Source organism: Kineosporia succinea (assembly GCF_030811555.1).
Classification (GTDB): Bacteria; Actinomycetota; Actinomycetes; order Actinomycetales; family Kineosporiaceae; genus Kineosporia; species Kineosporia succinea.
On record NZ_JAUSQZ010000001.1, the window covers coordinates 5,066,811 to 5,084,878 of the forward strand.

The 18,068-nt window shown below is 72.1% G+C and carries 9 protein-coding genes and 1 riboswitch; of the genes, 5 read left to right on the forward strand and 4 right to left on the reverse strand.

Annotated elements, in window-relative coordinates; translation table 11 throughout:
• Positions 1-14: 14 nt before the first annotated feature.
• Entirely contained in the window at positions 15-752 is a 738-nt protein-coding gene (locus J2S57_RS22040; protein ID WP_307246039.1) for a copper homeostasis protein CutC, read from the forward strand.
• Here J2S57_RS22040 and lon read toward each other — a convergent pair.
• A complete protein-coding gene (gene lon / locus J2S57_RS22045; protein ID WP_307246041.1) occupies positions 727-3,096 on the reverse strand; it encodes an endopeptidase La in 2,370 nt (789 codons plus the stop codon). The genes J2S57_RS22040 and lon overlap by 26 nt on opposite strands.
• Before the next feature lie 71 nt (positions 3,097-3,167).
• Here lon and J2S57_RS22050 point away from each other — a divergent pair, with 71 nt between their 5' ends.
• From J2S57_RS22050 to J2S57_RS22065, 4 genes are all read left to right on the forward strand, one after another.
• Positions 3,168-3,614, forward strand: coding sequence for a PPOX class F420-dependent oxidoreductase (locus tag J2S57_RS22050; protein WP_307246043.1), 447 nt, complete (start codon positions 3,168-3,170; stop codon positions 3,612-3,614).
• Between the two features lie 77 nt (positions 3,615-3,691).
• The gene (locus J2S57_RS22055) at positions 3,692-9,157 is read left to right on the forward strand and encodes a diguanylate cyclase (protein WP_307246046.1); all 5,466 of its coding nucleotides are present in this window, start codon (positions 3,692-3,694) and stop codon (positions 9,155-9,157) included.
• 29 nt (positions 9,158-9,186) lie between these two features.
• Complete coding sequence (locus J2S57_RS22060; protein ID WP_307246048.1) at positions 9,187-10,614, forward strand: bifunctional 3-(3-hydroxy-phenyl)propionate/3-hydroxycinnamic acid hydroxylase; 1,428 nt, start codon at positions 9,187-9,189, stop codon at positions 10,612-10,614.
• Between the two features lie 106 nt (positions 10,615-10,720).
• Positions 10,721-11,710, forward strand: coding sequence for a malate dehydrogenase (locus J2S57_RS22065; RefSeq protein WP_307246050.1), 990 nt, complete (start codon positions 10,721-10,723; stop codon positions 11,708-11,710).
• A gap of 23 nt (positions 11,711-11,733) precedes the next feature.
• Here J2S57_RS22065 and J2S57_RS22070 read toward each other — a convergent pair whose 3' ends face one another.
• From J2S57_RS22070 to J2S57_RS22080, 3 genes are all read right to left on the reverse strand, one after another.
• Positions 11,734-12,942 carry an FAD-dependent monooxygenase gene (locus J2S57_RS22070; RefSeq protein ID WP_307246052.1) on the reverse strand — a complete coding sequence of 403 codons (1,209 nt, stop codon included), beginning with the start codon at positions 12,940-12,942 and terminating at the stop codon, positions 11,734-11,736.
• A gap of 191 nt (positions 12,943-13,133) precedes the next feature.
• Entirely contained in the window at positions 13,134-13,946 is an 813-nt protein-coding gene (locus J2S57_RS22075; RefSeq protein ID WP_307246054.1) for a C40 family peptidase, read from the reverse strand.
• A gap of 40 nt (positions 13,947-13,986) precedes the next feature.
• A riboswitch (cyclic di-AMP (ydaO/yuaA leader) is annotated at positions 13,987-14,132 on the reverse strand.
• A 408-nt stretch (positions 14,133-14,540) separates the two neighbouring features.
• Positions 14,541-18,008 carry a glycosyl hydrolase gene (locus J2S57_RS22080; protein ID WP_307246056.1) on the reverse strand — a complete coding sequence of 1,156 codons (3,468 nt, stop codon included), beginning with the start codon at positions 18,006-18,008 and terminating at the stop codon, positions 14,541-14,543.
• Positions 18,009-18,068 lie beyond the last annotated feature (60 nt).

An 18,068-nucleotide genomic window follows, 5' to 3' on the forward strand; every position in this document is an offset into this window, starting at 1 on the left:
ATACCCTCTGGAGGGTGACCCTTCTGGAGATCTGTATCGAGGACGCGGTCGGTGCCGCGGTCGCGGAAGCGGCCGGCGCCGACCGCGTCGAACTGTGCTCGGCCCTGTCCGAGGGCGGCCTGACCCCCAGCGTGGGTGCGGTGCGGCACGCGCTCGCGAGCACGTCGCGGATCGGGGTGCAGGTGCTGATCCGGCCGCGGGGCGGCGATTTCGTGTTCGGTCCCGCCGAGGTGGCGGTGATGCTCGAGGACGCGTCGGAGCTCGTAGGTCTCTCGCCCCGCCTGGGGTTCGTGGTCGGGTGTCTCACCCCGGACGGGCGTGTCGACATCGAGGTGCTGGAGCGGTTGCTGGGCGTCGTCGGGGATCGTCCGGTGACGTTCCACCGGGCGTTCGACGCGACGGTGTCTCTCGGTGAATCCCTCGACGTGCTGGCCGGTCTGGGGGTCTCGCGGGTGCTGACCTCGGGAGGTGCGGCGGCTGCCGACGCGGGCGCCCTGCGGTCGCTGGCCGAACGGGCCGCCGGACGGATCTCGGTGATGGCCGGCGGGGGAGTGCGCCCGGCGAACGTGGCCGGGCTGGTCGCGGCGTCGGGGGTGGGCGAGGTGCACTGCCGGGCGTCCGCAACGGTGCGCTCGGCCTCGGTGTTCGGCAACCCGGCGCTGCCCTACGACGAGGGCACGCGCCGGGTCACCTCACGGTCCGCGGTGGAGGAGATGGTGGCCGCGCTCAGGCGGCCTGCGACTCCTTCTTGACCGCGGCGGGCTCCAGCGCGATCCGGAGCACGTCGGCCACGTCGCTGACCTGGTGCACGACCAGCTGCGACAGCACGTCCTCGGGCAGGTCGTCGAGGTCGGGGCCGTTGCGGGCCGGGATGATCACCTCGGTCAGACCGGCCCGGTGCGCGGCCAGCAGCTTCTGCTTGACCCCGCCGATCGGCAGCACCCGCCCGGTCAGCGAGACCTCGCCGGTCATGCCGATCTCGGCCCGCACCAGGCGCCCGGTCAGCAGCGAGGCCAGGGCCGTGGTCAGCGTGACGCCCGCGCTCGGGCCGTCCTTGGGCACGGCGCCCGCCGGGAAGTGCACGTGCACCCGGTGGTTCGACAGTTCCCCGACCGGCACGCCGAGCCGGGAACCGTTGGCCCGCAGGTAGCTCAGCGCGATCTGGGCCGACTCCTTCATCACGTCGCCCAGCTGCCCGGTGAGCTCCAGGCCGCCGTTCTCGCTGTCCATGGCCGCGGCTTCCACGAAGAGCACGTCGCCGCCCGCCCCGGTCACGGCCAGACCCGTCGCCACCCCGGGAACCGCGGTGCGCTCGGCCGATTCGGGAGTGAACCGCGGTCGGCCCAGGTACTTCGTGACGTCCTCGCGGCCAACCGACACACCCGAGGTGCCGTTCGACGCTGGGGGCACCTCCCCAGGCCGACGGTCCAGGGGGACCTCAATCTCCGTAGTGACCTTGCGCAGAATCCTGGCGAGTGACCGCTCGAGCTGCCGCACGCCCGCTTCGTGGGTGTACTCACCGGCGAGGCGACGCAGCGCCTCGTCGTCGATGGTGACCTCCTGCGCGGTCAGGCCGGCCCGGTCGAGCTGCCGGGGCAGCAGGTGGTCACGGGCGATCGCGACCTTCTCCCGCTCGGTGTACCCGTCGAGCGTGACCACCTCCATCCGGTCGAGCAGCGCCGACGGGATGGTCTCGAGCACGTTCGCCGTGGCCAGGAACACCACGTCGGACAGGTCCAGGTCCAGGTCGAGGTAGTGGTCGCGGAAGGTGTGGTTCTGCGCCGGGTCGAGCACCTCGAGCAGGGCCGCCGCCGGGTCACCGCGGAAGTCCGAGCCGACCTTGTCGATCTCGTCGAGCAGCACGACCGGGTTCATCGTGCCCGCCTCCTGCAGCGCCCGCACCAGACGGCCCGGCAGCGCGCCCACGTAGGTGCGCCGGTGGCCACGGATCTCGGCCTCGTCGCGCACACCGCCCAGGGCCACGCGCACGAACGCGCGGTTCAGCGCCCGAGCGACCGACTCACCCAGCGAGGTCTTGCCGACCCCGGGCGGGCCGACCAGCGCCAGCACCGCACCCGAACCCCGTCCGCCGACGACATCCAGACCCCGCGAGGCCCGGCGGGCGCGCACGGCCAGGTGCTCGACGATGCGTTCCTTCACGTCGTCCAGACCGGTGTGGTCGGAGTCGAGAACCTCACGGGCGTGGCCGATGTCGGTGCTGTCGGTGGTGCGCTCGTTCCAGGGCAGCTCGAGCACGGTGTCGAGCCAGGTCCGGACGTACCCGGCCTCCGGTGACTGCTCGGAGCCCCGCTCCAGCTTGTCGACCTCGGCCAGCGCGGCGGTGCGCACCTTCTCCGGCAGGTCGGCGGCCTCCACCCGGGTGCGGTAGTCGCCCGAGCCGCCCGCGTCCTCCTCGCCCAGTTCCTTGCGGATCGCCGCGAGCTGCTGGCGCAGCAGGTACTCCCGCTGCGTCTTCTCCATGCCCTCCTGCACGTCCTCGGCGATCTTGCTGCTGACCTCCATCTCGGCCAGGTGCGCCTTGCCGCGCTCCAGCAGGAAGTCCAGCCGCTTCTCCACGTCGAGGGTCTCGAGCAGCGTGACCTTCTCGGCCGGCTCGATCCACGACGCGTACCCGGCCACGTCGGTCAGCTCCGACGGATCGGTCATCCGCTGCACGGCGTCGAGCACCTGCCAGTTGCTGCGCTGCTGCAGGACGGTGGTCAGGACCTGCTTGAAGTCGGCGGCCTTCTCACGCACCCGGCCGTTCGGCTTGTCCGCGGTGAGGGTCTCGGCCTCCACCCACAGCGCCGCGCCGGTGCCCGGCACCCCCTGGCCGATGCGGGCGCGGTGCTCACCGCGCAGCACCGCGGCGGGCTCACCGCTGGGCAGCCGGCCGATCTGCACCACCTGGGCGACCGTGCCGACGACGCCGGTCTTGCCGTCGAGACGCGGGACGACGAGGAGGTGCTGCGAGCCGGCCGCACGGGCCGCGTCCAGGGTCTGCTGAGCCTGCGCCGTCAGTTCGATCGGCAGGGCCATGCCCGGGAGGACGACGACATCATCGAGGAACAGGACGGGATAGGTCTCGCTGGTCATGCCCGGTCAATGCGATTACTTGATTACTTAGTTCCGCGTTCGCCCTGGGCGGACCTGGTACTCCTAGGGGCATGACCAAGATGACTCCCGAGCAGGCGTTCCAGTTCCTCGGCGCCGGCGTGCGCACCGGCCACCTCGCCACGGTGCGCGCCGACGGCCGTCCGCACGCGAAGCCGATCTGGTTCGTCACCGACGGCACGCCCGCCGGCTTCGTCCTGTACTTCAACACCTGGCACTCCTCGGTCGCCGGCCGCAACCTGCGGCGCGATCCCCGGGTCACGATCTCGGTCGACGACTCCACGCCACCCTTCTCCTACGTGATCGTGGAGGGCACGGCCGAACTGCTCACGTTCGACGAGGCTACGAGTGAGTTCCGTGACCGTTCCACTGCGATCGCCGCCCGCTACATGGGTGACGAACTCGCCGGTTCTTACGGAGCGCGCAACGCTGTCGCGGGCGAGTTTCTGGTGCGAATCACCCCGAGCCGCGTTCTGGGCGAGACCGGAGTAGCTGACTGACCTGCGAAGATGCGTCCCTCAGCAGGGGGACTTCCAGATTTCCTCATGATCGGTGGGGGTTGGGCCGATAAGAGGACGTGACTTCCAGCCGCCAGGTCTCGCCGCCCCGAGAGGCCACCAGGGTTCCCGCCGCCCGGGATTCAGGTCGGGACGCCCGGGACGGCCGGACCCATAACGGAACGCTCGCCGGCTTCGAGATCGTCGAGCAGCTCGGCAACGGAGCCGAGAGCACGGTGTTCAAGGTCCGCCGTCCCGAGGACGCCGCCACCGGGCACCGGGCCGAGTACGCCCTCAAGATCCTCGACAAGCCGCTCGCCGACTCGCACGAGGCCGAGGCGGCGTTCCGCCGCGAGGCCGCGCTGCTGGCCGGGGTGAACCACCCCGGCCTGGTGAAGGTCTACGAGGTCGGTGCCCTCGACCGGCGCCCGTACCTGGTCATGGACCTGGTCTCGGGCCGGGCGCTCTCCCAGGTGCTCGAGGGCGGGGCCCTGAGCACCGACAAGGTGATCGCGATCGTCCTCGACATCGTCGAGCCGCTGGCCGCCGTGCACGACAAGGGCCTGGTCCACCGCGACCTCAAGCCCGCCAACGTGGTCATCATGGAGGGCGGCGAGGCCCGCCTCATCGACTTCGGCCTCACCGCGCGCGACGGCGAGGACGGCGAGACCTCCGCCGCCGTCGGCACGCTCGCCTACTCCGCGCCGGAGCAGGGCGGCACGCTGAAGCGGCCGGTCGACAACCGGTCCGACCTGTACTCCATCGGCGTCATCATGTTCCAGGCGCTCTCCGGCGTGCTGCCGTTCTCGAGCCCCGACCTGGGCGAGCTGCTGCGCATGCACGCCGTGGTGCCCGCCCCCGACCTGAACGTGCTGGTGCCGAGCATCCAGCCCGCGCTCGCCGAGGTCGTCGCCACGCTGCTGGCCAAGGACCCCGACGACCGCTACCAGAGCGGCCGCGACCTGGCCGCCGACCTCCGCGCCCTGGCCGGGATGCCGCGCCAGAACAGCGATTTCGTCACCGGTCACGAGACCGCGCTGTTCGGCCGCAACGCCGAGATCAGTGTGCTGTCCGGCCGCTGGAACGAGGTCCGCAACGGCCGCAGCGGTGTCGCCCTGGTGCACGGCGGCGGGGGCACGGGCAAGACCCGCCTGGTGTCCGAGCTGCTCACCCAGGTGCGCGAGTCCGGCAGCACGGTGCTGCAGGCGACCTGCGTGCCCGACAGCCCGGTGCCGTTCGCCCCGATCCGTGACGCGATCCTGAACCACCTCCAGGAGATCGCCCGGATGCCCGTGGGCGACCGCTGGCGGCGCCGGTCGAAGATCCGCGCGGCCTCGGCCGGGTGGTCGCCGGCCATGCTCGGCCGGATCGCCCCCGGTCTGGAGGCCATCCTCAACGGCTCCGACACCCTCAAGGGCAAGGACAACCTGACCGCGAGAACGGGTCTGGGTGGTTCCAAGGCCGACGGGCAGGCCAAGCAGGCCGAGCCCGAGCCGATGAACGAGAGCCAGTTCGCCGTCGCCATCGCCGGTTTCCTGGCCGCGCTGGCCCGGCAGACCGGCGACCTGCTCCTCTTCCTCGACGACGTGCAGTGGCTCGACGCCGGTTCCCGCGAGGTGGTCGGTCACCTGGCCGCGCAGATGGCCGAGAGCAAGGACAGCAAGGTGCTGATCCTCGCCGCCAGCCGCGACGAGGTCGAGTACGCCGAGGGCCTGGGCGCCTTCTACCACGCCGCCGGCATGTCGCTGGACGTCGAGGTGCCTGTCGTCGAGCTCGACGAGGAGTCGATCGGCCTCCAGATCCGTTCCCTCATCCCGGGTCTCGACGTCGGGTCGAGCCTGGTCGAGATCCTGTCCCGCCGCAGCAACGGCAACCCGTTCGTGGCCGGGGAGTACCTCTCCGCCGTGATCGACGCCGGTCTGCTGCAGCCGTTCTGGGGCGCCTGGAAGCTCGACGAGGAGGGCCTGGACCGCCTCGAGCTGCCGCAGGACGCGGTCGGCCTGGTGCTCACCCGCCTGCAGAACCTGGCCCCCGGCACCTACGAGCTCCTGGTCACCGCCGCCGTCATCGGCAACGAGTTCCACGGCGAGGTGCTCGCCGCGGTCATGGGTCTCACCGGCGAGGAGGTGCTGCCGGCCCTGTCCGAGGCGGTCGGCCAGCGCCTCATCGACACCCGCGAGGGCGGCGCCCACGTCTTTCTCCACGACCGGGTGCGGCAGGCCCTGCAGGCCCAGCTCGGTGAGGACGAGCTCGCCGCGCTGCACCTGCGCATCGCCGAGGCCCTCGAGGACGCCCTGGCGATGGGCGCCCCGGGCAGCGACCGGCCCGAGCACGCGTACTCGATCGCGCACCACTACATGCAGTGCGACCCGGACAGCGACCAGCGTCTGGAGAAGATCTTCGACGCCGCCTGGCGGGCCGGGCGACTCGCCCTGGCCAACCACGCGCCGAACGAGGCCATCAACTTCCTCGAGTTCGCCGCCGGCCTGCGGGCCAAGCCGCCGACCGCGTTCCTGGTCGAACTGGCCCACGCGCTCAAGCAGAACGGCCGCCTGGAGGCCGCGCGCAACCGCACCGAGCAGGCCCTCGCGGGCGAGATCGACCCGGTGCGCCGCGCCGAGATGATGTCGCTGCTGGCCGACCTCTACAAGGACGACTGGGACAACTCCGCCGCGCTCACCGCGGTGCGGCTGGGCCTGGCCGAACTCGGCACCCGGGTGCCGGACTCGCGCACCGCGCTGTACGCCGGCTCGATCCTGCGCTTCGCCCGGGCCCGGCTCCTGGGCGGGCGCCGCGAGCTCGACGAGGCCGAGCGCCGGCGCCTGCTGGTCACCGTGCAGCTGCACAGCACCGCCTCGTTCGTGGCCCTCTTCGCCCAGGACCACGGCCTGGCGTTCGCCCACGCGCTGCGTGCCCGGGCCGGGGCCCTGCGCCTGCGCGACGGCGCCGGCAGTGTCGCCGCCGACGCCGCGTTCGGCATGGTCGCGGCCTGGAACGGCTGGCGCCGGGCCGCCCGCCGGGCCTTCGCCCGGATGGACGCCGACGAGGTCTCGCAGGTCCCGACCCGCCGCGCCACCAACTCCTACCTGCGTGGGATGGCCCTGTACGGCGGCAATCTCGACGACGGCGTGGACTGGACCCGGGACGTCGAGGCCGACGGCCCCTGGATGGAACTCGGCCAGGAGCTGGACGCGCTCGCGGTCTTCGCCACGCGCGCCGCGGTGATGGGCCGCACCGCCGAGGCCCAGCACTGGCTGGACCGCGGCCGCAACCGCCAGACCGGCCGCAACGTCGACGCCACCCCGTTCATCGTCGCCGCCCCGCTGACCATGTCGCTGCTGGGCCGCTTCCCCGAGGCCGGCACCGAGCTGCGGCACATCCGCCAGGTCTGCGAGCGGGTGCCTACCCTGGACATGCTGCGGCAGCTGGCGACCCTGTTCCAGCTCGCCGAGCAGCGGGACTTCGGCTCGGTGTTCGACACGGTCGCCTCCGAGGTGGAGAACCAGAACCCGCGCCCGGAGCGGGTCTTCCGCGCCCACCACCCGCTGTTCTACCTGATCGCGGTGGGCCGCCTGGCCCAGCTGCGCGCGGCCGGCGAGGCCGAGCGCGGCGTGGCCCTGGAGATGGCCCGGTTCGCCGTGCAGCAGGCCGCCAAGCACCCGGGTGCCCCCGAGCTGGAGGCCCTGGCCCTGCTGGTGCGCGCCGACCTGGAGGTGGCCGAGGGCCGTCCCCACAACGCGCTGAACATGCTCGGCCGGATCGGGCTGTTCCTCACCCCGGACTCGCCGACCGTCTCGTTCGAGGTGGCCCGGGTGCGGGCCCGCGCCCTGACCGTGCTCGGCACCCCCGAGGCGCGGCGCCAGGCGCAGCACGCCTACGCCGTCGCGATCGGCGAGGGCTGGCCGCACCGCGCCCAGGCCGTCGCCACCGAGTTCGCCCTCGGCACCGACTGGCTCGGCTCGGGCGTCAGCGGCACTCACTCCAGCACCGCCGGTGGCACCTACACCGCCGGTCACGAGCGGCTGCGTCTGCAGGCCCTGCAGACCGTCAGCGCCGCCGCGGCCAAGGTGCTCGACCCGCGCATCCTGGCCCGGATCGCGCTCGACGAGACGATCAAGCTGCTCTCGGCCGACCGTGCCTACCTGTTCCTGGTGCCCGACGACGCCGCGGAGGCCAGCCTCGCCGGCGGCCTGGCCACCTACCTCGGCCGCGACGCCGACGGCCGGGACATCGCCGAGCTCACCGGCTACAGCACGACTCTCGTCGACCGGGTGCGCCAGACCGGCCAGCCGCAGGTCTTCACCGGCACCGAGGAGGGTGCCGTGCTCGGGACGAAGAGCGTGGTCGCGCACGGCCTGCGCTCGGTGCTGGCCGCCCCGATGAAGGTCGACGGCCGGATGACCGGGGTGGTCTACCTCGACAGCCAGGTCGCCAAGGGCATCTTCACCGCCGGCGACGTCGACATCCTGTCCGCGCTGACCAACCACATCGCCACCTCCATGGAGACGGCGCGGGTGGCGCAGCTGCAGATCTCGGTGGAGACCGCCGACCGTGAGCGGGCCGTGGCCAACAATCTGCGGGACGCGCTGCGGGAGATGGCCGAGAAGCTCGACGACCCGACCAAGGTGCTCAAGGAGCTGCTGATGGCGACCGGCCCGGTGCTCGGCACCGACCGCGCCTGGCTGCTGTCGGTCAAGGACGGCGTCTACTCCCTGCGCGACTCCGGCGACTCCGAGCCGCTGGTGATCGAGGAGGACGCGAAACTGCGCGGCCTCCTGGCCATCCAGCAGCCCCGGGTGGGCAGCAAGGACCTGGTGCCGGGCGGCCTGGCCACCCAGCTGGGCGAGGCCACCAGCTGGATCTCGGTGCCGATGCGCTCACGCCGGGCCGACCTGGGCGTGCTCATCGTGGCCACCACCGCGAACAGCTCGCCGACCGTCGACCTGGCCCAGACCATCACCACCGCAGCCGTTCTCGCGGCGCAGGGGCTGTCCGCCTACGACAACTCCACACTGTTCCAGCAGGTGCAGAACCTGGCCGTGGTGGACGAGCTCACCGGGGTCCCCAACCGCCGCCGCTTCTTCGAGGTCGGCGCCCGGGACCTGGCCGGCGCCAAGCGGCACGGCCGTCAGCTCACCGCGCTGATGATCGACATCGACCACTTCAAGAAGGTCAACGACACCTACGGGCACCCCACCGGTGACGACGTGATCAAGACGGTGGCCGACCGGTTCCGTCAGCAGATCCGCAAGACCGACGTGCTCGGGCGCTACGGCGGCGAGGAGTTCGCCGTCCTGCTCCAGGACGCCCAGCACGACGGGGCGCTGCCGGAGCGGCTGCGGGCCTGCATCGCCGAGGAACCGGTGCAGACCCGGTCGGGCCCGCTCGAGATCACCGTCAGCGTGGGCATGACCTTCCTGGACGAGGAGGACGAGGACGTCGCCACCCTGCTCGCCCGGGCCGACCAGGGCCTCTACAAGGCCAAGCAGAACGGCCGCAACCAGGTCATGATGCAGGCCGAACTCGAGGAGAACGTGGGTCACTGAGCCGGCCCGGACGGGGTACCGTCGACGAGGTGATCGTCGTCGTCGGTGCCGGCCCGGTCGGGATGGTCACGGCGCTGCTCCTGGCCCGTCAGGGGCAGCCGTGCCTGGTCCTCGAACGGCGCCCGGAGCCCTACCCGCTGCCGCGGGCCGTCCACCTCGACGACGAGTGCGCGCGCATCCTCCAGAGTGCCTCGGTGGCAACCGGATTCGCCCGCATCAGCCGTCCGGCGGCCGGGCTGCGGTTACTCGACGCGCGGCACCGTCCGCTCGCCGAGTTCCGCCGCTCGCGGCTCGTCGGGGTCCACGGTCATCCCCAGGCCAGTCTTTTCGACCAGCCCGCGCTGGAATCCCTCCTCGCCGAGGCCGTCTCGCGCGAGCCACTGATCTCGGTGCGACGGGGCCGCGAGGTCACGGGGGTGGACGCGTCGGGCCGGGTTCTCGTCGACGGCCGGGTCCTGACGGTGGACGCCGTGGTCGGCTGCGACGGAGCCTCCAGTGTGGTCCGGCGAGCCTTGGGGGCCCGGTGGCGCACGCTCGCCCGGGACCAGACCTGGTTCGTCGCCGACCTCGCGGGCCGGGCCCCCACGCGGGAGTGGGACGGCGTCGAGCAGATCTGCGATCCCGCCCGCCCGGCCACCTATCTGCGCGTCGGGGAAGACCGGCTGCGCTGGGAGTTCCGGCTGCGACCGGGGGAGTCCGCCGCCGAGATGACTGAGCGGCTGGGCGAGCTCGTCGACCCCTGGACCGGCGACGGCGTGGGGGAGCGGCAGGTGCTGCGCACCGCCACCTACACGTTCCGGGCCGCCGTCGCGAGCCACTGGCGGCGCGGACGCGTCCTCCTGGCCGGTGACGCCGCCCACCTCACCCCGCCCTTCATCGGCCAGGGCCTCGGCGCCGGCCTGCGCGACGCCGCCAACCTGACCTGGAAACTGGCACGTGTGCTGCGCGGCGAGGCCGGCGACGACCTGCTCGACACCTACGCGGCCGAACGCGTCCCGCACGTCACCGCGCAGATCCGGCTGTCTGCGCTCGCGGGGGCGCTGATGGCCTCACCGGCGACGCGTCTGCTCCGGCCGGTGGGCCGCTCGGCGTTCGTGCGGGAGAAGATCCTCGCGGGCACCTCGCCCCCGCTGCGGTCGGGCGCCCTGACGCCGTGGTTCCCCAGAGGCACGCCGATCGGCGCCCACGTCCCCCAGGCGCACGGCGGCGACGACCTCCTCGGACCAGGCTTCGCCCTGCTCACCCGCGGCGACCCGCCCGCCGCCGGCCTGCACCGCCGGGCCGCCCGACTCGGTGCCCGCGTGATCCGGACGGAGGCACCCGGGCTCGACGTCGTCCACCGCTGGATGACCACGCAGGCGACCCACGCGGTTCTGGTGAGGCCCGACCGTGTGGTGATCGCCACGGAACCCCCGCGGGCGCAGGCCCGTGACCTCGGCGTGCTGTGGAGAGTGTGACGTAGCTGTCCGGACACCTACGCGATCGGCGCCGGGGGCGTGGATAGAGTGGCCGTGCTGAAACAAAGCCGTCAGCAGCCGCAGCAACCTCGAGGAAGAGAAGGCCATGACTTCGTCCCCTGTCTCCGTGACCGTCACAGGTGCCGCCGGCCAGATCGGATACGCGCTGCTGTTCCGGATCGCCTCCGGTCAGCTGCTGGGCGCCGACGTCCCGGTCAAGCTGCGCCTGCTGGAGATCCCGCAGGCCGTCAGGGCCGCCGAGGGCACCGCGCTCGAACTCACCGACGGCGCCTTCCCGGCGCTGCACTCGGTCGACGTGTTCGACGACCCGACCCAGGCTTTCGAGGGTGCGAACGTCGCCCTGCTCGTCGGCGCCCGCCCCCGCACCAAGGGCATGGAGCGGGGCGACCTGCTCGAGGCCAACGGTGGCATCTTCAAGCCGCAGGGCACCGCGATCAACGCTGGTGCCGCCGACGACATCAAGGTGCTGGTGGTCGGTAACCCGGCCAACACCAACGCCCTGATCGCCGCCTCGCACGCGCCCGACGTGCCGGCCGAGCGCTTCACCGCGATGACCCGCCTCGACCACAACCGCGCCCTGGCCCAGCTCGCGCTGAAGCTGAACGTGCCGGTGTCGAGCCTGAGCAAGGTCACCATCTGGGGCAACCACTCCGCCACCCAGTACCCGGACATCACGCAGGCCCTGGTCGACGGCAAGAGCGTGTCCGAGGCGATCAACGACCAGGCCTGGGTGGAGAACGAGTTCATCCCGCGCGTGGCCAAGCGCGGCGCCGAGATCATCGAGGTCCGGGGCGCGTCCTCGGCCGCCTCGGCCGCCTCGGCCGCGATCGACCACGTCTACAGCTGGGTCAACGGCACCCCCGAGGGCAACTGGACCTCGGCCGCCATCGTCTCCGACGGCTCCTACGGTGTGCCCGAGGGCCTCATCTCCTCGTTCCCGGTCACCTCGGCCGGTGGCTCCTGGGAGATCGTGCCGGGCCTGGAGATCGACGAGTTCTCCCGCGGCCGCATCGACGCCTCGGTCGCCGAGCTCGCCGAGGAGCGCGAGGCCGTGCAGAAGCTCGGCCTGATCTGAGCTGATCCGAAGCCGGCCCGCGCCTAGATACCCGGGCGCGGGTCGGCCTCCGGCACCTCCGGCGGCTCCCACTCCACGATCGACTGCACCCCGCTGACGATCGGCTTGCCCGGCAGCGAGTCGAGCACCTTCGCCGCCAGCACCTGCGCCGGGTAGGGCGCCGACGCGCTGAGCCGCCCCAGCTGCCGCGACTTCTTCGCCACGCCCTCGGCGCGTTCCCTGCGCGCGGCCGTGAACTCCTCGAGCGCGGGCGGGATCGGCACGCTCACGAACTCCTCACCCACGCGACCGTCGCCCACGAGCGACGCGAGCACCACCGCGTCCTCGATCGCCATCCCGCCTCCCTGACCCAGGTCGGGCGTCATCGCGTGGGCGGCGTCACCGATCAGGGCGACCCGGCCCCGGTGGTACGCGGGCGGACCCGGGTTCAGCTCCTCGACCGGGTGCCGCATGATCTGCTCCTCGACCAGCGCGCCGAGGATCGCCGGGATCGGCTCGTGCCAGTCGCCGAACATCTGCCGCAGGCCCTCGACCCCGGCCTCGTGCCCGTCGGTGGCCGTGGCGTAGCAGTACAGACTGCGGTCCTTCAGCGGCATCACGGCGAACCGGCGTCCGTCCGGGCCCCAGGTCTCGAAGCCGGTGTCCTCCTCGGCCAGACCACCCGGGTCGGGAACCACCATGCGCCAGGCCGTGTATCCCACCGCGTGCGCGTCGGCGTGCCCGGGGAACAGCTCGCCCCGCAGCACCGAGCGCAGCCCGTCGGCGGCCACGATCAGGTCGGCGTCGCTCTCACCGTGCTCGGTGAGCAGCGTGGCCGGGGTGTGCTCGTCGCCGGCCCGCACGCCGGTGACCCGGGTGTCCGCCTGCACCACCCCGAACGGCAGGGCCTGCACGATCACGTTCGCCAGCTCGGCGCGGTGCACCAGCACCACCGGGTCGCCGAAACGCTCCTCGACGATGGCGGACAGGTCGGTGTGGAGCACCCAGCTGCCGTCGGGCCGCCGCATCCCGCCCGGGCCGGGACGGCGTCCGACCTCACGCACCGCGTCACCGATGCCGAGTCGGTCGAGGGATCGCAGAGCGTTGGGCCACAGGCTGATGCCGGCCCCGACCGGTTCCAGGGTGACGGCCTGCTCGAACACGCAGACGTCCCATCCGCGCCGGTGCAGGGCGAGGGCCGCGGTCAGGCCGCCGAGGCCTCCGCCCGCGATGAGAGCGCGTCGTCGTGCCACGGAAAGCCTCCTCGGCCAGGGGATCAGGGGACTTTGATCACCATAGGTGCGGATGAGGCGTTCGGCGCGTTATGGGGTCAAAACGCGAGAAGGCCGGGAGCACACGAGCTCCCGGCCTTCTCTGCCCGCCGGAGGGGTGGCGGGCCGGGCCCAGTGTCTGGACCCGCGGTGCTGGTGGGACCTGGACCGGACTAGACCTTGACCCGGCCGACCGAGTAGCTCGAGGTCCAGATGGTTTCCTTCTTCACCGAGCTGCCCGGCTTGGGCGCGTGCCAGATCTTGCCGCCGCCGGCGTAGATGCCGACGTGGTAGACGCCGCTGCCGCTCGAGAAGAAGACCAGGTCGCCCTTCTTCTTCGCGTGCTTCGAGACCTTCTTGGTGTTCTTCACCAGACCGGACGACGTGCGGTTGAGGTGCGTGACGCCGTTCTGGCGCAGCACGTAACCGACGTAGCCGGAGCAGTCGAAGGCGCGCGGGCCGGTGGCGCCGTAGACGTACGGCGTGCCCTTGAGCTTGGCGGCGTCGGAGACGACCTCGGCACCGAACTTGACCCGGACCAGGCGCTCGGCCTTGTCCTGGGCGCGGTGCTTCGCCTTGGCCCGGGAGTTCTTGACGGCCTGCTTCTTGGCCTCGGCGATCGCGGCGGAACGGGCCCGCTCGTGCGCCTTCTTCTTGGCCGCGGCCTTGGCCTTGGCCACCGCGGTGTTGTAGTCGGTGGCGCTGGTGGTGACGGTGACCGTGCGCGTGGCCTTGGCGGTGCGAGTGCTCCACGCCGTGACCTTGGCGGTCGCCTTGACCTTCTTGGTGAGTCGCGCAGTGGCCTTCGCGGTGGCCTTGCGCGTGATGCGGGCCGTCTCCGTGTCGCTCACCTTGACGGTGGCGGTCTTGAGGGCCGCGGCTCCGGTCTTCGCTTCGTCGCTGCCGGTGGAACCGTCGGCCGCCAGAGCCGGGATGCCTCCCGTGAGCGTCAGCGCGGCGCCGGTGAAGACTGCGCTGAGCGGCACGACCGATCTTCGAACACGCGATTTCTCCAAAGAGGTGGTGTCCTTCCCTCGCCTACCAGGTGAGCTGACGGGCTCGGGCGGAAGTTGCCCGGCCGGCTCTCTCGAGCTCGGCTTCGCCCCGCGGCGACCGGACCGGCTGTCCGGCGCCTAGGTGGTTCCCCGGCGTCCGTCTGGATCTTTGAGCAGCCGCCGACGGACCTCGGCAGGACGGCCACCCGGCCCTTCGGGTGAAGAGCCGACGGCGACACTACGTCCATTCGGGGAGTAATCAAAATGTGATCAGCGAAGTGTGACCCGGACCATAGGCATCGGCACCTTGTGTGCTACATGTCCGGACACCCTGGGTGAGGTCGCCCACCTGGTGTTTACGCAGCTCAGACCGGTTCGTGATCAACAGTCACCTGAAGTGCCTAACATCATGCGGATTTAACATGCACCGTTACGCCCCGTGGTGCGGGCTGCCCATTCGGGCATCCGTCCAGTTCAAGCCTCAAATAGCTCGCTGTGATTATTAAATAACGCAAAGATTCTCCCAAAATCCGGCCGGCCGGGGACAGTGCCCCGGCCGACGGTGACTCTGGGTGATTTGAAGATCTACTTGCTGTCGCCGAAGAGTTCCCTGAACTTCTTGCCGCCCTTGGGGAACGACTCCGTCAGGCTGTGCTCACCGAGCGGCGAGTTCACGTTGAAGTAGTTCGCGTAGGCCACGTTGTTCGGCGCCCAGGTGATGAAGTCGTACATGTACTCGACGAACTGGGGGTTGTCCTTGCCGCCGGAGGAGTCGGCGTACAGGTCCCACATGCCCCACTCCGGCAGCGAGACCGGCTTGTCGTGCTGCTTGGCGAAGTCGGTCCAGAACATCAGCCCCCGGTCGCCGCCGAAGATGACCTCGTGCCAGGCGCGGTTCTGCCGGTCTTCCTTGCAGGCCTGGTTGCAGCCCTTGGGGTAGGGGTACAGCCCGCTGTGGAGGTCGTAGGCGTCCACCCCGACGTAGTCGACGTACTTGTCGCCCGGGTAGTAGTCCTTGCCGTCGTAGGGGTTGTAGCCGTTGTTCGGGTTCCAGTCGAACTCGAAGTGCTGGCCCTCCACCGAGCGCATGGACTTCACGATCTGCCGGTAGAACGCGATGTAGGTGTCCTCGTCGTCGATGCCCCACGGCCACGACTTCAGGTTGAACTCCCACCCGACCCGCAGAATGGCCTTGTCCTGCTTGTTCTCCACCAGGTGCTCGGCCAGCGTCACGAAGTACTCGTTGAACTCGCCGCGGGCACCGGCCCGCATCGAGGTCTCCTTGGTGGCGTTGAGCTCGTTGGGGATCATCGGCACGGCCATCACGACCCGGTAGCCGCTGTTCTTCCAGGGCGTCAGGTACGAACCCGGGCTGGCGATGTCGTCCCAGGTCTCGCGGTCGGCGAAGAGCGTCGCGAAGGTCATGTCGCGGCCGAGCCACTTCTCGAACTCCTCCGTCGAGTCCGGGCTGGTGCCGCTGAACACCCCCAGCCGTCCGTCGAGGGACGCGCGCGTCGCCGCCGTCGTCGGCGCGGCGTCCGTGGTGGCCGCGCTGCTGCGGGCCGACTCGTCCTGGGTCGCGCCGTTCTTGTAGACGCCGGCCACCGCGATCAGGATGACCAACGCGGTGATCACGCCGAGCGTGACCACCTGACCGCGGCGCAGGACGATCTGGTTGGGACGCCAGTCGCGCCACGTCTTCTTCTGCGGGCGCAGGCCCTGCGGAGCCGAGCCGCGCGCAGGGCGTGGGCCGACGCCCCGGTTCGAGCCGTGGTTTCCGGCGCCGGGGTGGTTGCTGCGGACGGGGGAGTCCGAGCCGAATCCGGGCATGCGGGAGTCCCGGCGCCCGTCCCGGCCGGCGCGCCCGGTGCCGCCGCGCTCCTCGCCCAGGTCGGTGAGCGGTGGCTGGGGCCCGGGGCGTCCCTGAACCGGTGAGCCGGAACCGAATCCGGGCATGCGGGCGTCCCGCTTGCGTCCGGAGGGCGGTGCGTCGGAAGGGAGGACGTCGTGGTCGCGTCCCAGCAGACCGTGCGGCGCCGAGGGGCCCTCGGGACCGTCGAACTCGTCCGGCCCGGCGAACTCGTCGCGGGTGCCGGAGGTTGCGGCGCCGAGTGGGCTGCCGGGGGCAGGCGTCCGCTGACCCCGCTCGCGGCGTCCGCGGAGACGGGAGCCGGAACCCTCGGCCTGGCCGGCGCGTTCAGGCCAGTTGTGGGGAGGTGCGTCCTGGCTCGCGGCGGCAGACGTCGCACCGCGCCGCGAAAGACCTGATGCCGGCGAGTTCCCGGCGGGTGCGGGCCGAGGCGCACGGCCGGCCAGGCCGCGCGGCGGAGTGTCGTCGGCCGGCCCGGGGGCGTGGGGTCGGCGGTTCTGGGGCCGGCGGTTCTGGGGTCGGGCGTCGGCCGGGAACGGAGAACGATCGCTGTCGCGTGCGCCCTCGGTACGCCGGTCGCCGAACGGCGAACGTTCGTCGTCGCGGCGGGGCGTGCTTTCGGCCGGGTCGGTCGCGAAGGCCCGGTTCCCCTGGTCGCGGGCGGGCCGCTGGTCGCCGGGACCGAAGGGGGAGGGACCGCGGGACCGCGACCGGCCGGAGGTCTCGGCCCGGCCCCAGATCTCGGCCCGGCCGGAGGTCTCGGCCCGGCCGGAGGGCTCGGCCCGGCCGGAGGTCTCGGCCCGGTCGGAGAGTGCCTCGTCGGGGCGGCGGGTGTCGAATGGCGAGCGCTCGGCGTCGCGGGACCGACCCTCGGCCGGGTCGGGGGCGAGGGCTTGCGGGGCCTGGTCGCCGGGGGCGAGAGGTGCCCACGCGTCACCGCGACGGTTCGCGGCGCCCGGGTTCCCGGTCTCCCGCACGTCGGGGGGCAGCAGGCTGCGGCCCGGGGCGTTGCGGGCGTCACGCGCCGGCGGGCCGGCGGGCTCGGGACCGAACGGGCTGGGTCGGCCGTTGCGACGGCTGCCCGGCGCCTCGTGGCCGCGGGGGGCCGAGGCGGAACCTTCGGCGTCCCAGCCGTGGGGGCGTGCGTCGTCCCGTCCGGAAACCCGGGAGACCGGGGAGTCCTCGTGGGGCAGCGGGTGACCGGAACGTCCCCAAGCAGTGGGGTCTTCGGAACGATCGCCCGGAACCCGATCGCCCGGAACCCGGTCGCCCGGAACCCGGTCGCCCGGAACCCGGTCGCCCGGAACCCGGTCGCCCGGAACCCGGTCGCCCGGAACGCGGTCGCCCGGAACGCGGTCGCCCGGAACGCGGTCGCCCGGAACGCGGTCGCCCGGAACGCGGTCGCCCGGAACGCGGTCGCCCGGAAGGGGGCCGTCGTTGTCGGGCAGCATCGGCCGCCGGCCGCGTGACGGGCCGAAACCCGCCGGGGACGCGGTGTTCCGGCTGCCCGGAAGGTCACCGGACGCGGGCTCGCGACGCCGGGCGTCGGGGGCGTCGCCCCGGGACGCCGGGAGCGAGCCGCTGCGCGACGGTGAAGAGGGGCCACTCAGCAGGGAACTCGGCGGGACCGGGGTGTACGGCCCGCTGCTGTCACGCTTCTGGGGCGCGGAGCCGTCACGCAGCGGTGCGGCCGCGGGACGGGACCCGGGAAGGGGGCCGTCCCAGCGTCCGTCCGGGCGTTCGGGGGAAGGGGACGACGAGGGGCCGGACGCCTCGAGCGGGATCGGGATCGACACCGGGGTCTCGGCGGATGGGCTGAAAAGGCCCGGCTCGACCCGGGAAGGCTGTGACACCGGGGGAATCGGCGACGGGCGCGGCGGCGACCACGGGTCACCGTTCTCGGCGCGGCGATGTCCCAGACCCGGCTGACCGGCCTGACCGAGCTGCCCCACCTGACCGGGGCGCTCCTGCACCCACACCTCGTCGACGGTGGAAACGGCCGTGCGACCCGACGACTGGTAAGCGGTCCGGCGATCCGCCGGCGCGGCACCGGCGGACGCCGAGGGGGCATCAGCGCCGGACTCCGCGGCGTGATCGGCAGCCGCCCGGCGACGCTCCAGCTCGCGCAGCTCTCTTCGGCTGCGGGGCCGGCCGTCCGGATCCGGCGCGCTCGGGTGTGGCATGTCGCGGGTGGACCTCTCTGCCTTCGCTCGACCATGGACAGGCATCTCAACACGTGGCCC

Excerpts from the sequence above, each read along its gene's own strand:
- lon (WP_307246041.1), bottom strand. The coding sequence starts at position 3,096 with ATGACCAGCGAGACCTATCCCGTCCTGTTCCTCGATGATGTCGTCGTC.
- J2S57_RS22050 (WP_307246043.1), top strand. The coding sequence starts at position 3,168 with ATGACCAAGATGACTCCCGAGCAGGCGTTCCAGTTCCTCGGCGCCGGC.
- J2S57_RS22065 (WP_307246050.1), top strand. The coding sequence starts at position 10,721 with ATGACTTCGTCCCCTGTCTCCGTGACCGTCACAGGTGCCGCCGGCCAG.
- J2S57_RS22080 (WP_307246056.1), bottom strand. The coding sequence starts at position 18,008 with ATGCCACACCCGAGCGCGCCGGATCCGGACGGCCGGCCCCGCAGCCGA.